Below are 15290 nucleotides of genomic sequence, written 5' to 3'. Positions count from 1 at the left end.
CACCGGGCCGCTCAGGCCGTGCCCTCCTTGTTCGCCTTCAGCTTGTGCCACACGGTGCTGAGGGCTTCCAGGTCCTTCTCGTCCAGGAGGTCGGTGAAGACCGGGGCCAGGCACGCTCTGCGCGTGGCATCGGCCTCGGCGAACAGCTCACGGCCCGCGGCCGTGAGGGCGACCTCGACGGAGCGGGCGTCCCGTGCGGACGGGGTACGGGTGACCAGGCCGCGGCCCTGGAGCGCGTCCACGACCCGGGACACCTGGCTGCGGCTCAGCATCGTGCTGTTGCCGAGGACGGAGGCGGGGACCGGGTCCGGGCTGGAGGCGAGCCAGAGCATGACCTCGAACCACGAGACGGGCAGGTCGTGGGCCTTGCTCAGGGCGCGGTCGACCCGTTCGGTGAGGACGGTTCCGGCCCAGACCAGCCCGTAGAAGGCGTGGTCGGCGACGGGCATCTCCGCCTGGCTGAGCTTCCTCTTCTTCATGATCCGAGTCTACCGGTTGCGTGTGCACGCACATAATGTTTATGGTGTGTGTACACGCACTTAATCGTGCTCCTCTCCGACGAAGGGCCCGCATCATGTCTTCCAAGGTTGTTCTGATCACCGGTACCTCCTCCGGCATCGGCCTTGCCGCCGCCGTCGCCGCGGCTCAGGCCGGCTGGCGCACCGTCGCGACCCTGCGCGACACCGGCCGTGCCGACGCACTGCGCAAGGCGGCGGCGGAGGCCGGCGTCGAGCTCGACATCCGGCAGCTGGACGTGACCGACGAGGCCTCCGTCACCGCCGCGATCGACGGCGTGATCGCCGACCACGGCCGCCTCGACGCCGTCGTCAACAACGCGGGCGCGGGCCACCTCGGCACGCTGGAGAACGAGTCCGTCGACGACGTGCGTCAGGTCATGGAGGTCAACTTCTTCGGAGTGCTCCATGTCTCGAAGGCGGCGCTGCCCCATCTGCGCGCCTCCGGCGGCCGTCTGATCACCGTGACCAGCGTCGGTGGCATCATCGGGCAGCCGTTCAACGAGGCCTACTGTGCCGCCAAGTTCGCCGTCGAGGGCTACATGGAAAGCCTCGCGCCGGTCGCCGCGAAGCTCGGCGTGAGCGTCAGTGTCGTCGAACCCGGTGCCGTGGCCACCGAGTTCGTCAACAACCTCGGGGTCGACCTGGAGTCCGAGATCGCTGCCGCAGGGCCGTACACGGAGGCGCTGCGGGCCTATGTCGACCGCACCGTCTCGCAGTTCCTCAGCGGCGCGCAGACCCCGCAAGAGGCCGCCGCGTCGGTGCTGGAGACGCTCGCAGCGGAGCGGCCCGCGTTCCGTGTCCAGACGTCCGAGTGGGCCCGTGGCTTCACCGGCACCAAGCTCGCCGACCTGGACGGCTCGGCGGTGCTCCGCCTCACGGGTGGATGGCTGGGCTGACCGCCGGACCGTGCCCTGTGGCGGTCAGCCGGGCGGCGGACCGTCCGGCACCGCCGCAGGCGGCCGGCTGCCCGGCCAGGAGTTCAGGGCGGTGGCCAGCTGGGCCCGTGAACGGACGTCCAGTTTCTGGTAGATACGAGTGAGGCGCGCCTCGACCGTCTTCACGCTCAGATACAGCTTGGCCGCCGCCTCCTGGTTGCTGGCACCCTGGCCGACCAGCCCGGCCAGCCGAAGCTCCGCATCCGTTAGCGTGGACAGGGCGCCGCCGCCGCGCGCGGTTCCCGTGGCCGGGGCGGGCTCAGCGGCCCCGGAGAGGGTCTCCGTGGCCAGCGCGAGCCAGGGCGTCGCGCCTACCCGTTCGAAGGCGCCCGCCGCGGCCTGCAGCGCGCTCTGGGCCGCCGACCGCCGTCGCCGGCGGCGCTCCACGCGGGCGAGCGCGATCAGCGCGCGGCCGTGCTCCAGTGGCAGCCCGGCCGCCGCGAACTGCTCGGCGACGCGCATGAGCAGCTCCGCCGCCTCGTCGGACCTGCCGCTCGCCGCCAGATGCAGCGCGTAGGCCCGGTCGCAGCCGAGCAGCACCGTCGTACGGCCGAGGTGCCGGGCGACCGGTCGTACTTCGGCGATGAGATCCGCTGCCTCCTCCAGGGCGTCGTTCGCGAGCAGGGCCTCGGCGAGCTCCTCGTGCCAGCGCAGCATCGACGGATCGACCGTCGACTGGGCGCGTTCACTGGCCTGGACCCGCCGCAGGGTCTCCAGTGCGCCTGCCACGTCCCCGGTGACGAGCTGGACGCGGCCCAGCGCGTACAGGCTGCGCGACAGGAAGACACGGTCGCCCTCCTCGTCCGAGGCCTGCACGCTGCGCCGTGCATAGCTCGCAGCCCGTGCGAAGCTGCCACCCGCGGTCTCCGCGAGCGCCAGCGCGTACCACGCAGGGCCGGGGGAGAGCCCCGCTTCTAGGGTGAGGGCGAGGGACCGTCCGGCATGGGGGATCGCGGCCGCGCAGGGGCCCTGCCGGGCCTCCACCTCGGCGAGCGTACGGAACAGCTCGATGGCGTCCTCGACCGGGCCGCGGCGTTCCACCAGCGGCAGCAGGGCGTTGAGCTGGTCGCGGGCGTCGGTGAGCCGGTCGTCGAACAGTGCATGACGGATCGTCAGGATCTGTGCGGCGTTGCGGATCCCCTGTGGACGCTCCGCCAGCTCCAGGGCACGTGCCCTGGCGAGCACCCGCTCCGATTCCGGCGAGCCCAGCACGCGGTCCATGCGTGCCTGGACGGTCAGTGCCTTGGCCGCCGTCGTCCGGTCGCCCACCGACCCCGCCAGCACCGCCGATTCGACCGCGGCGCCCCGGGACCGTACGGGATCGCCGTCGGCGAGCACGTACTTGACCGCCAGCCGCAGCTGGACGGCGGCCCGCATCGCCGTATCGCCCTCGGAGTCCTCCATGGCGTGCACATAGATCTCGTCGAGATCGCCGAGTCCCTGCCCCGCGGTGTCGAGAACCGCGAGCCGCGCCCGCACCCGGTCGCGGGGCTCGGCGTCCCGGGCCAGCAGGTCGCCGGCGGCGCGCACCGCCAGATCGGCGCGGGCCGCGCGGGCGGCCTCCTCGGCGGCGTCGGCGAGCCGGGAGATCCGCCGTGCACCCTGTTCCACGGGCGTGGACTCGGCGGCGAGCAGGGCGAGTTCGGCGGCCAGCGCGCTGTTGCCCCGGCGCCGCGCGGTGTCCGCGGCCGCCGCGACCTGCGCGGCCAGCGACTCGTCCGGGACGTCCGTGGCCAGCGCCCGGTGCCGCACCGCCGCGACGGGGTCGTCGACGACGCGGGCGAGCGCCGCGTGCCCGGAGCTGCGCGCCGTCCAGCACGCGTCGTGCACCAGCGTCGACGCCAGTACACCCGCCGTGAACGCGACCGTCCCGTCCTCCGTGAGCGAGATGAGATGCGCCCGCTCGGCCGCCGCCAGGTCCGCCTCGGCGGTCGGCCGGCCGGCACGTCTGATCAGGGAAGCACTCGGCCGCAGCGCCAGCGCCGCCAGCAGCAGGGTGCTGCGCGCCTCGGGGGAGACGACACCGAGCAGCTGCCGGGCCAGGTCACGCGCGCGGCCGGACAGCGACAGCGCCTCGGCGTGGTGCACGGGTGTGCGGGCGTCGGCGAGGGACCGGCCGACCGCGAGCGCGAGACGCGGATTGCCGCCGCTCGCCTTGTGGATGCGGCCGGCCATCCGGGACGGCAGCCGGTGGTGGAAGAGGAGCTCCGCGATCTCGTCGGCCTGGAGCGGCGGTACGGACAGGACGTCGGCCTCGGACGGCACCCACAGGGGCTCCGGGCCGCTCCCCGGTGCGGCCCGCACATCGGCGGCGAAGGCCGCGGGCGTCTCGAGGGCGATGACCCGCAGTGCGGCCGGCGCGAGGTGCAGCGCGAAGCGCAGCAGGTCCGCGCTGTCGGAGTCGATGCAGTGGACGCCGTCGACGACCAGGAGGACAGGGCCGCGCGAGGTCAGGGTCTGCAGGACTCGGGCGAGCGCGAGCCGCAGGGCGACGGGGTCCCAGCCGTCGTCGGGGACCGGGGCCTCGCGGCACAGCATGGCGAGAGCCGACCGTTGCGGCCCCGGCAGTCCCTCGAGCACGTCGAGGGCGGGTGAGGAGCCGGACACACCCGGCGACGGCCATGCCATGGACGTGGCGATGGAGGCGACCAGCGCGGCTGCGGCCGCGCCGGGTATCTCCCGGTCCGCGGGAAGTGCGGGGAGCCACAGCACGGTCTCGCCGAGGGACTCCGCACCGGAGGCGACGGCCAGGGCGATCTCGGTCTTGCCGACCCCGGCGGGTCCGGTGAGCAGGGCCCGTCCACGGGTGTGCAGGACGCGTTCGAGCCGCGCGATGAGCTCTCCCCGTCCGACGGGCGCAGGGCGGCTTGCCACTGACGTCACGAACCCACCACCACCTTCCGGCGTGCGCGGGCCCCCTGCCCGTTCGAGCAGAGAATACGAACCCTGTCGCCCCAGTCCAGGCCCGCTGTCCGGCATACGGACAGGCCGTGCCCGGACAATGCCGCGGGCGCGCCCCCGGCATATGCCGGGAACGCGCCCCTGACCTGCGGTGATGCTGTCGAGCCGGTGGCTCAGAAGGTGAGACTCCAGGAGTCGATGTAGCCGGTGTCACCCGAGGCCACATCGCGGACCTGCAGCTTCCAGGTGCCGTTCGCGACCTCGCTGGAGGCGTCGACGGTGTACGTCGCAAGGACGTTGTCGGCGCTGTCCGAGCCGGAGGAGGCCTTGAGGCTCCGCACGGTGCCGTCCGGGGCGATCAGGTCGATGGCCAGGTCGCCGCGCCAGGTGTGCTTGATGTCCACGTCGACCTTGAGGGCGGCGGGGGCGTTCCCGGTGCGGCCGGTGACGGCGATCGACGACGACACGGTCGAGTTGTCGTTGATCGTGACATCTGCCGAGTTGGTGAACGTGGCGCCGCCCGGGGTCCCGGTGACGGCGTTCACGGTCTTCGTGGCGTCGGCGATGCCGGTGCCGCAGCCGCCGGTGCAGGTGCCCGGCAGCGCACGGGCGTTGGCCTTGATCGCGGACTCGATGTCGGCCGGGGTCAGGGCCGGCTTGGCCGACTCCAGCAGTGCGGCGAGGCCCGCGATGTGCGGCGCGGCCATCGACGTGCCCTGGTAGGGCTTGTAGTTCTCGGCCGACTGCGTGGTGGTGCCCGAGTTCAGCGTGGAGAGGATGCCGTTCTCGGGGGTGGTGACGGTGCCGGGCGTGTCGGTGGCGCGACGGGTCTCGCCACCGGGCGCGGCGACATCCACGATGCTGCCGAAGTTGGAGTAGAACGAGCGGTTGCCCTCGCGGCTGGTGGACGCCACGTTGATGATGTTCGCGCAGTTGGCGGGCGTGAAGCCGGACGCGTTGGCGTTGCTGTTGCCCGCGGCGACCACGACGGTGGTGCCGCGGGAGACTGCGCCGTTGATGGCGTTCTGGTAGACGCTCGGGCAGGTGGCGCTGGCGCCGCCCAGGCTCAGGTTGATGACCTTCGCCGGGGTCGCGTTGGCGGGGACGCCGGGGACACTGCCGCCGGACGCCCAGGTGATGGCGTCGGCGATGTCGGCGGAGGAGCCGCCGCACTTGCCGAGCACCCGCACGGGCTGGATCTTCGCGTTGTACGCGATGCCCGCGACGCCCTTGCTGTTGCCGGCCGTCGCCGCGATGGTGCCCGCCACGTGCGTGCCGTGCCAGGAGGAGTTGCCCGCCTTGGAGCCGGTGCCGCACTCGCCGTCGGTGGCGTTCCAGTCGCCCTCGTCCTTGGCGTTGCTGTCACGGCCGTTGCCGTCACGGGCGTCCGCCGAGGTGGAGATGAAGTCGTAACCGGACACGACATTGGTGGCCAGGTCCGAGTGGGCGGCGTAACCGGTGTCGATGACGGCGACGGTCACACCGCTGCCGGTGGTCTTGTCCCAGGCGCCCGGGACGTTCATGCCACCGGTGGCCTCGAACAGGTCCCACTGCTTGGTGTACTCGGTGTCGTTCGGGGTGACCGCCATCGCGTAGGCGCGGATGTCGGGCTCCACGGACGCGACCTGCGGATCGGCGCGGAAGGCGTCCATGACCTCCGCGACGTCCTTCTTGGACGCGTCCTTGCCGAGGTCGACCAGGGCGGCACCGCCGGCGAGACGGCGCTCGAAGGACAGGTTCTCGCCCGTCTCGGAGCCCTTGTCCGCGGCGTCGGATGTGGCCGCGGCGTTCGAACTGGCCTCGGCGGCCTTGGACTTGTAGGTGACGATGACCTTCTCGACCGGCGCGGCCGGCAGCTTGGTCATGGCCTGGGAAGCCGGGGCAGGCTTCGGGGAGGGCTCCGCCGGGCCGGCGGCAAGCGCCACGGAGGAGGTGGCGGCGGCGCCGGCGATCGTGGCGCTCACGGCCGCGACGGCTATGAGTCTCCGTCTGGAACCTTTCAAGGTGTTCCCTTTCCAATGACGGTGCGGAGCGCGGGCGGGCGGCGCGGGATGTGAACCGCGTTGCGGTGTGGGGGGTGCGACCGCGGTACCCCTGGGCCGGGGCCGCCCGCGCGCCGCCGCCGGCGCGACAGCCCCTGGTCAAGGGCTGTCACCGGCGGATGCCGATTTACATGCACCTGACATCGGCCAGGTGGGGTACGGAATCTGCCGGTGCGGCAGACAGTAGGGAACGGCGAGATGAAGCCGATACGGGGAAAACCCTTGTCACCCCCGCGCGGCCCTGAGGGCGGCTGATTTCGGGACTCCGGGGTGAAGCGGTTGAATGGGGGAGAATCCGAGCGATTCATTCACGCCGATTTTCCGGAGGTCTCGACGGACGTCCTGGCGCTGATCGGACGCATCCTGTTCGTGCTGCTCTTCCTGAGCTCAGGCGTTGCCCACTTCGCGCAGACCAAGGCCATGGCCGGGTACGCGGCCTCCCGCGGCCTGCCCGCCCCGGTGCCGGCGACCCTCTTCCGCGAAGTGGTGCTCCTGGCCGGACGGCCGAGCGTGCTGCTCGGCCGTCCGGCCCGACCTCGGAGCCCTGCTGCCGGCCGTCGTCCTGTTCTGGAAGGACACCGAGCCCCGGGCGCGCCGGACGGAGCAGACGGCGTTCCTGAAGGACGTGTCACGGGGCGGCGCCGCGCTGATGCTGCTCGCGTTCTTCAGCCTGACCGGCGACGAACTCGGACTCACCGTCACCGGACCGCTCTTCGGCACCGGCTGACGTCTCCCGGGGGCGCTGTCCGGATATCGCCGGGAGCGGCCCCCGGTCGCCACGAACCGGTCGGCGCCCCGCCTCCGGTGACGGCGTCAGGCGATGCAGGCCGAGACGATCGCGGACACCGCGAGGTTGCAGGAGGCGGTCACCCACACCGCCGGGTGCGGCTCGGTCTCGACCAGCGTGGCACCGAGTTTGCCCGGAGTGACCAGATCGAGGATCAGGAACGCCACCGCCATCATCACCAGGCCCAGGACACCGAACGCGGCGGTGGAGACAAGCCCCTTGGCGAAGCTGTCGTACGTCGTCCAGATCGAGGTGAAGACGATCCCCCCGATGCCGAGGAGCGCCGAGCTCAGCAGCACCGCCGCGTTGCGGTTGCGCTCCTCCCAGATCTGCCGCCCGAGCTTCCCGGGGGTGAGCAGGTCGACAAGCACGATGCCGAGGATGAGGAGGACCACACCGAGGGCGCCGTACGCGCCGGCGCGGCCAAGTCCACTGACTATGTCGCTCATTGAGGGGCACGTCTCCGTATCGAAAAGATCTTGCTGGTCAAGGGCGCGCAAAATCTACCGCACACATCCGGCCATGCCAGCGCCCCCTGCCTCACCCGTACGGCTCAGCAACACACCGGTCCCCGCCCCGGCCCGGACGAGAGTGGATCGCGACGCCACCCCCCCAGGAAGCAGGAGAAGCCATGGGATCCCTCGTCCGACGCGATCTCGGTCTGCTCGCGCTGCGTATCGGCACCGGCGCGGTACTGGCCGCGCACGGCACCCAGAAGCTCTTCGGCTGGTTCGGGGGCCCCGGTCTCGAGGGGACGGCGCAGGGCATGGAGGCCATGGGATTCCGTCCCGGCAGGCCGAGTGCCGTCCTTTCCGGGCTTTGTGAGACGGGCGGCGGCGCGCTGCTCGCCCTCGGTCTTGCCACCCCGGCCGCCGGTGCCGCAGCCGCGGGCAACATGGCAGGGGCCGTCTCCGTGCATGCGCCCGCGGGATTCTTCAACCAGGACGGCGGCTTCGAGTACCCGGCGTTCCTGGGTTTCACGGCCGCGGCCATCGCCGTCGCCGGCCCCGGACGCTACTCGCTCGACCACGCCACCTCCCACCGCTTCGACCAGCCGTGGATGATCGCGACGGCCTTCGCGGCGAGCGCCCTCGCCGCGGCCGCCGTCATCGGCAGGCGGGCCAAGGGCAAGGCGGAGGACGAAGCGAAGCAGTAGCTGCGCGCTGAGTCCGGTCCGCGTCCCCGGCATGGAGGATGATGAGAACGGCCAGGACAGCCGACGGGATGTGCCATGTGCGCCACCGAGAGCGATCACGACTACCCCTTCGACGCTGCCCACACGGCTGCATCACTGCTGGACGGCGCGGGAACGGTCGTGGCCTGGACGGCGGCCGCCGAGAGGCTCCTGCAGCGGCCCGGCAGCGAGGTGTGCGGCCGTCCGGTCCGTGACCTCCTCGCGGAGCCGAGCACCTGGGGAGCGGTCCTCGCACAGCGCACGGGGCCGCCGGAGGAGGTCTGGGACGGCACGGCAGCCCTGCGGCGCGGATCCGGGGACTGCCTCGAGGTCACCTTCCGCGTGATCCCGCTGCACGCATCCGCCGGGGAGCACCGGGCGCGGTTTCTCCTGCTCGGTGCCCCCGCCGAGCAGGACAGCAAGTGGCGGCAGGATCTTGCCTTCACCCAGGAGCTGTTCCTCCAGGGACGCATCGGTCTGGCCGTCTTCGACGAGCACCTGCGGCTGCTGCGGACCAACACCCAGCTCCTGCCCTACACCGGGGTCCCCGACGACCTGAGGGGCCGGCGCCTGGCGGACTTTCTCCGGGCGGAGGACGCCCGGACCATCGACGAGAAGCTTCAGGAGGTGCTGACCAGCGGCGAACCGCTGGTGGGGTTCAATGCCACGGCGCGCACCCTCGACGATCCCGGAGCGGGCCGTGTCATGGCGCTCTCGGCCTTCCGGCTGCAGGGGCCCAGCGGGCAGCTCATGGGGGTCGCCGCGGTCTTCAACGATGTCACCGACCACGAAAGGGCCCGGGCCCGGCTCGATCTGCTGCACCGGGCCACCGCCGTACTGAGCGGCTCCCTGTCCCTCACCCGCGGGAGCGAGGATCTGGCCGCCGTACTGGCGCCGGCGCTGGGGGACTGCGTGGCGGTGGATCTCGCGGAAGAGGTGTTCAGCGGCAGCGAACCGGCCGCCGTCCGGTCCCGTCCGCTGGTGCTGCGCCGCACAGCCGTGGCCGGGCATGCGGCCGACGGGCTGCGGACCGGCGTGATCCACTCCGCGCAGAACGCTCCCCTCCGCGCGCGGGAGGGCAGGGGAACCCTGGTCACGGGCAATGACGCACCGTCCGCGGGAGGACAGCCGCCACGCTGGAGCGAGGGCGTCCCGGCCGCCCACTCGGCGATGATCGTGCCGATGACAGCCCGGGGCACCCTGCTCGGCCAGGTCACGGTGTGGCGCACCGGGAAGCGTCCCCCGCTGGACCGGCACGACCTGAGCCTTCTCGAGGAGATCGCCACCCGCGCCGCTCTTGCCGTCGACAACGGCCGCCGCTACACACGCGAGCGCCTCACCGCAGTGGCCCTGCAGCGCAGCCTCCTGCCACCGGCGACGACCGACACACCGGCCGTGGAGGCCGCCAGCGTGTATCTGCCCACCGACGCGGCGAGCGGCGTCGGTGGGGACTGGTTCGACGTCTTTCCGCTGTCCTCCGCCCGGGTCGCCCTGGTCGTCGGCGACGTCGCGGGCCACGGACTGCACGCCACCGCCATGATGGGCCGCCTGCGCAGCGCCGTACGCGCGCTGGCCGATCTGGAGCTGGAGCCCGCCGAACTCCTCGTCCATCTCGACGACCTGATCCTCCAGCTCACCGCCGAGGCCGAGGGGGTCGTCTCCGATGAAGGCGCGGCCCAGATCGCCGAGTACATCGGGCCGGTGGCCGCCACCTGTCTGTACGCCGTGTACGACCCGGTGACACGGCTGTGCGTCATGGCGAGCGCCGGGCATCCGCCGCCCGCGGTCGTGGTCCCGAACGGCACGGTGCGCTACGTCGAGCTCAGCCCCGGGCCGCCGCTCGGCGTGGGCGGCTGGCCCTTCGAGATGTCCGAGGCGGAGCTCCCGCCCGGAAGCGTGATGGCCCTGTACACGGATGGGCTGATCGAACGCGACGAGGGCGACATCGACGAGGGCATGCGGGGACTGGCCGACCGTCTGCTGCGTGCCGACGTTCTCGGCCGGCCGCTGCGGGAGGCCCGGCACGATGTCGTCGCCGACCTGCCGCCGGGACGCCTCGCGGACGACGTCACACTGCTGCTCGCCCGCACCCGGCTCATCACGGAGGACTCCATCGTGACCTGGCAGCTCGACGCCGACCCCGTCGTCGTCAGTGACGCCCGCCACCTGGTCACCCGGCAGCTGTCCGTGTGGGACCTGGACGAGCTCGCCTTCACCACCGAACTGATCGCCAGTGAACTGGTCACCAACGCGATCCGCTACGCCGGCGGGCCTGTCCGGCTGCGCCTGATCCGTGCGGGCGCGCTGACGTGCGAAGTGTCCGACCCCAGCAACTCGCAGCCCAGAATGCGCCGCGCCCGGTCCTCGGAAGAGGGGGGCCGAGGCCTGTATCTGGTGGCCCAGCTCTCCCACCGATGGGGCAGCCGCTACACGAGGGAGGGCAAGACCGTCTGGTCCGAGCAGCCCCTGCCGCTGCAATGAGAGCTCGCTCGGACACAGGCCTCACTCATGGCCGTTCCCGAGAACGACGGACCGGGTGAGGTTGCGCGGCCGGTCGGGATCGTGGCCCTGGGCCTCTGCGCGTGCGACCGCGAGACGCTGGGCCCGGACGAGGTCCGCCAGCGGGTCCAGATCGCCGTCGACGGGACGGGACCCGGCGACCAGGGTGCCGCCCACGCGACCGACGTCGTCCGCCAGGCCCTCCGGCACGGAGCCGAACACCCATGCCACGCGGCCCGGGGCCGTGATGCTGATCGGTCCGTGGCGGTACTCCATCGCCGGGTATGCCTCGGTCCACGCCCCGGCGGCCTCGCGCATCTTCAGACCTGCTTCGAGCGCGAGTCCGTACGTCCAGCCGGTCCCCAGGAACGTGAACTGTTCGGCCCCGCACACACGGGCGTCCAAGGGGGCCGGCACGGCCGATTCCGCGTCCTTTGCCGCCCGCTCGACCGTGCGGATCCCTGACGGCAGCGCGCCCTCCGCCTCCAGGTGCGCGCGCAGGAGCGCGAGGGTGGTGGTGGCGAACCGGGTCTGCACCACCGACTCCTCGTCGGCGAAGTCGAGAACGGCCACGGAGTCGGCCGCCCGCATGACCGGCGTCGCCGGGTCCGCGGTGATCGCGCTGGTCGGCGTCGTTCCCTTCACCAGCCGGAGCAGGTCCAGGACTTCGGTCGTCGTACCGGATCGGGAGATCGCCAGGATGCGGTCGTACGTGCGAGGGTGCGGGAACTCCGAAGCGGCGAAGGCGTCCGTCTCGCCGTGGCCGCCGCTCTCGCGCAGTGTCGCGTACGACTGCGCCATGAACCATGACGTGCCGCAGCCGATCACGGCGACCCGTTCGCCCCGGCGGGGCAGCGCGGCCGAGTGCCGGGCGACCGATGCCGCCGCCTGCCGCCATGTGGAGGGCTGGGAGTCGATCTCGGCCGACGTGCGGGAGGAAGCCGTGGTGGACATGGGACGGGACTCCTTCGGAGAGTGCTTCACCGAACAGGCACGGGGCCAGCGCGGCGACTGAGCCGCACCCCATGCATGTATCTGATTAGTCTCCCGATATTTCGAGCAGTTACAAGCATCAACCATGTGCGAAGATTCTGAGTGCAGGAACAGGCAGTGAAAGGGAGCCGACGGATGTCCAAGCATGAGCGGTGGAGTGCCCTGCTGGAGCTGCTGGCCGCCGAAGGCAGGCTGGACGTCGAGGAGGCGGCGACGGCACTGGAGGTCTCGCCCGCCACCATCCGCCGGGATCTCGACGAGCTGGCCGAGCAGCAGATGCTCGTACGAACCCGGGGCGGAGCGATCGCCCACGGTGTCTCCTACGAACTGCCGTTGCGCTACAAGTCCGCCCGGCACGCGTCCGAGAAGCAGCGGATCGCCGCAGCAGCCGCCGAACTCATCGGTTCCGGAGAGGTCGTGGGCCTCAACGGGGGCACGACCACGACAGAGGTGGCGCGGGCAGTGGCGCTGCGGGTCGGCGGCAGTCGGCGGGACGCTCCCGACCACCTCGCCGCCCCGGCCCTCACGGTCGTCACCAACGCCCTCAACATCGCGGGTGAGCTCGCGGTCCGTCCGCAGATCAAGATCGTGGTCACCGGGGGAGTGGCCCGCCCGCAGTCCTACGAGCTGGTCGGCCCCCTGACCGTCGGCGTGCTGAACGAAGTCGTCCTGGACGTCGCCGTCCTCGGTGTCGACGGGATGGACCCGCACCTGGGGGTGATGACCCATCACGAGGACGAGGCGAGCATCAGCCGGCTGTTCGCCCAGCGCGCCCAGCGGGTGATCGTGGTCACCGACTCGTCCAAGATGGGCAGGCGGGCGTTCGCCAGGATCTGCGGACTGGACAGCATCGATGTCGTCGTCACCGATTCGGGCATCCCCGCCGCCATGACCGCCCGTCTCACCGATGCCGGAATCAAGGTGGTCGCCGTCTGAGGTGCCCCGCGGGATCCGCGGAGCACCTCTCGGCCGACGGTGTCGCAGCCCGCGTCAGGGAGCGATCGCCATGTCGAACACATGGATGTTGCCGTTGGCCGGCAGGACCACCAGCTCGACGGTCTTCGACGCGTCGATCGGGATCGAGTTGGCGAAGATGTTGTAGTCGATCCCGGCGTTCCCGTAGCCGTCCGGCCGGTTGCGGCCGTTGGTCGACTTCACCAGCGTGGCACCGTGCGCGGTCACCGAGTGGAACGACCAGTTGGGGAATCCGAACGAGCCCGAGGTGGTCGTACCGTCGGTGTAGTGCACCGCGGCGCTGCCGACGGCCCCGCTGGTCACGCCCGAACCGAGGAACACCAGCTTGCTGCCCTTGCCTGCCAGCGTGATCGCCTGGCCGGCGCTCGACACGTTGTCCTTGCTGCCGGCCGGCACGTCCGGCCAGGTCAGCTCGGCGCCGAGGGCGCTCACAGCGGCCTTGCGGGTCAGCCCGACGTCGGCGAGCTTCTGCGCGGAGAAACTGTTGCCTTCCCCGTCGTAGTTGCCGGGCTTCGTGTTGCTCTCGTCCGTGATGGCCACGCTGTTGTACGCAGCGGCCAGGCTCGGCTGCGGGGTGCCCGTGCGCTCGGACCTCGTGCCGGTCGCCGATCCGAGCCCGTCCCCGCCCCGGTACTCAGCCGTCGCCGTGAAGGTCCGTACCGTGAAACCGGCCCGCTTCTCGGGTACTTGGATCCGGAAGGCGGCATCCGCGGACGCACCCGCCGCGAGCGATCCCGGCACACTGCGGACGGGCGGCTGGACCGCCCATCCTGTCGGTCCGTGCAGGGACACCTTGAGCGAGCGCAGGCGGTGCGGGGCTGCATTCCTGACGGTCACCTTCACCGACGAAATGGCCGGGCCGTCGAGGTCGACGGAAGAAATCGTCACCTCCGTCCGTGGCGAGGGGCCGGCGGGCTCCGGTTCGGCCGCGACCGCGGGCCCGGACACCAGCATCATCGCCCCGGCCGCAGCCATGGCTCTGAGAGAGTTGATCAAGCGGGCTGATCTCACTGTCTGCTCCTTCAAGAGGTCGGCCGAACGGGCAGGCTCAGGCGACGGGGGGCATCTCGGACACACGGGAGTCGAGGCCGAGCCGCAGATTCACCCAGGCGCCGCGGGTGAAGTCGGGGACGTCGACGGGCCGCCCGTCCGCGGCCAGGGACGTGACGCTCAGGGGGATCGGCGAGCACCAGGCCGCCGAGTCGTACACGTCGATGTCGGGCACCAGTCCGGCCCGCATCAGCTGGACGGTGCGCCACTGGAGCACGTAGTCCATGCCGCCGTGACCACCGTTGTTCGCGGCGTCGTCGCCGATCTTCTTCCACAGCCAGTGGTCGAACTCCTTGCGGAAGGTGTCGAAGTCACGCCAGGAGTGGCCGCTGTGGTCCGGTTCGACGTAGACCCGTCCTCCGGTCGACGACGTGCCGGCGTAGTCCTCGAAGATCCCCCGGCTGCCGGCGAGCGAGTTGATCCGGCTGTAGGGGCGGGGCGAACTGACGTCGTGCTCGGCCCGGATGACCCTGCCCTTCGCGGTGTCGATCAGGCAGGTGACCAGGTCGCCGTTGACGTACGTCTCCTTCCACGAGGGGTGCGACCGGGGCACGAACCGCTCGCGGTAGTCGGCCAGTCCCTTGGGAGCGGTGGCGGTGGCGCGCAGTGTGGTCATCCGGTCGCCGCGGTTGATGTCCATGGCCGCGGCGATCGGAGCGAGTCCGTGCATGGGATAGAACGACGCGGTGCTGCGCGTGTGCCAGCGCCGGCGCCATGCGTCGGTGTAGTACGTGTCGGAGAAAAGCAGTTGGCGCAGATCGTGCAGGTAGCCGCCGTGGCCGTTGGTGATGTCGCCGAACATCCCCTCGTGCGCCATCTTGAGCATCGCCAGCTCGTTGCGGCCGTAGCTGCAGTTCTCCGACAGCATCAGGTGCCGGCAGGTGCGCTCCGAGGTGTCGACGAGATCCCAGAGCTCGTGCAGTTCGGTTGCGATGGGCAGTTCGACGATGACGTGCTTGCCGGCCAGCAGCGCGGTCCTGCCCTGCTCGTGGTGGAACTCCCACGGCGTGGCGATGTACACCAGGTCGATGTCGTCGCGCCGCAGCAGCTGCTCGTACGAGTCGGCGGTTCCGCCGAACTCGGCGGGACGCGGCTTGCCCTGGGCGACCAGCTGGTCGGCGGTGCGCTTGGCGCGGTCCGCGCGGATGTCGCATACGGCGGTCACCGTGCAACCGGGGACGACGGACCACCCGGTGGTCATCCCCGAGCCCCGGTTGCCGAGCCCGATGACACCGACGCGGACCGTGCGGTACGTCTCGAAGGGCACATTGATCATGGATCTCTGGCCTGGCCGGCGACGGGGTGCGGGAAGGGCGGCAGCCGTAGGAGCGGATCCGACTCCGGTTGCGAGCGCTCCGGAGGCCAGCGCTCCCCCCAGCAGCAGGCGACGTGAGATTCCAGACAGTTGAGTCATGA

At 71.4% G+C, this 15290-nt stretch carries 11 protein-coding genes; 4 read left to right on the top strand and 7 right to left on the bottom strand.

All coding sequences use genetic code 11. From position 1 onward, the window contains the following. Positions 1-11: 11 nt before the first annotated feature. Positions 12-479 (bottom strand): MarR family winged helix-turn-helix transcriptional regulator, encoded by a 468-nt coding sequence (locus OHS70_RS03175; RefSeq protein WP_328393401.1) that lies wholly within the window; start codon positions 477-479, stop codon positions 12-14. 95 nt (positions 480-574) lie between these two features. Here OHS70_RS03175 and OHS70_RS03170 point away from each other — a divergent pair, with 95 nt between their 5' ends. Further along, the gene (locus OHS70_RS03170) at positions 575-1414 is read left to right on the top strand and encodes an SDR family oxidoreductase (protein WP_328393399.1); all 840 of its coding nucleotides are present in this window, start codon (positions 575-577) and stop codon (positions 1412-1414) included. 24 nt (positions 1415-1438) lie between these two features. Here OHS70_RS03170 and OHS70_RS03165 read toward each other — a convergent pair whose 3' ends face one another. From OHS70_RS03165 to OHS70_RS03155, 3 genes are all read right to left on the bottom strand, one after another. After that, a complete protein-coding gene (locus tag OHS70_RS03165) occupies positions 1439-4336 on the bottom strand; it encodes a LuxR family transcriptional regulator (RefSeq protein ID WP_328393397.1) in 2898 nt (965 codons plus the stop codon). Positions 4337-4527: 191 nt separating this feature from the next. Beyond that, positions 4528-6219, bottom strand: a complete 1692-nt coding sequence (locus OHS70_RS03160) for a S8 family peptidase (RefSeq protein WP_328405375.1) — start codon at positions 6217-6219, stop codon at positions 4528-4530. Between the two features lie 990 nt (positions 6220-7209). Further along, positions 7210-7632 carry a DUF350 domain-containing protein gene (locus OHS70_RS03155; RefSeq protein WP_328393395.1) on the bottom strand — a complete coding sequence of 141 codons (423 nt, stop codon included), beginning with the start codon at positions 7630-7632 and terminating at the stop codon, positions 7210-7212. 182 nt (positions 7633-7814) lie between these two features. Between OHS70_RS03155 and OHS70_RS03150 the strand changes: the two genes are divergently transcribed. Next, entirely contained in the window at positions 7815-8339 is a 525-nt protein-coding gene (locus OHS70_RS03150) for a DoxX family protein (protein WP_328393393.1), read from the top strand. A 75-nt stretch (positions 8340-8414) separates the two neighbouring features. Further along, positions 8415-10838 (top strand): SpoIIE family protein phosphatase, encoded by a 2424-nt coding sequence (locus tag OHS70_RS03145; protein ID WP_328393391.1) that lies wholly within the window; start codon positions 8415-8417, stop codon positions 10836-10838. 21 nt (positions 10839-10859) lie between these two features. Here the strand turns inward: OHS70_RS03145 and OHS70_RS03140 are convergent, their stop codons facing one another. Further along, positions 10860-11810, bottom strand: a complete 951-nt coding sequence (locus OHS70_RS03140; RefSeq protein ID WP_328393389.1) for an SIS domain-containing protein — start codon at positions 11808-11810, stop codon at positions 10860-10862. Between the two features lie 174 nt (positions 11811-11984). Here OHS70_RS03140 and OHS70_RS03135 point away from each other — a divergent pair, with 174 nt between their 5' ends. Beyond that, the gene (locus OHS70_RS03135; protein ID WP_328393387.1) at positions 11985-12785 is read left to right on the top strand and encodes a DeoR/GlpR family DNA-binding transcription regulator; all 801 of its coding nucleotides are present in this window, start codon (positions 11985-11987) and stop codon (positions 12783-12785) included. 54 nt (positions 12786-12839) lie between these two features. On the opposite strand, the gene OHS70_RS03130 is transcribed toward OHS70_RS03135, so the two are convergent. Both OHS70_RS03130 and OHS70_RS03125 read right to left on the bottom strand, forming a co-directional pair. Next, positions 12840-13835: an NEW3 domain-containing protein gene (locus tag OHS70_RS03130; RefSeq protein WP_328393385.1), complete on the bottom strand. Its 996-nt coding sequence runs from the start codon at positions 13833-13835 to the stop codon at positions 12840-12842. 37 nt (positions 13836-13872) lie between these two features. Beyond that, positions 13873-15288 carry a Gfo/Idh/MocA family protein gene (locus OHS70_RS03125; RefSeq protein WP_328393383.1) on the bottom strand — a complete coding sequence of 472 codons (1416 nt, stop codon included), beginning with the start codon at positions 15286-15288 and terminating at the stop codon, positions 13873-13875. Between the last annotated feature and the right edge of the window lie 2 nt (positions 15289-15290).

The organism is Streptomyces sp. NBC_00390 (assembly GCF_036057275.1).
Lineage (GTDB): Bacteria > Actinomycetota > Actinomycetes > Streptomycetales > Streptomycetaceae > Streptomyces.
This window is presented reverse-complemented; position numbering and strand designations above follow the sequence as displayed.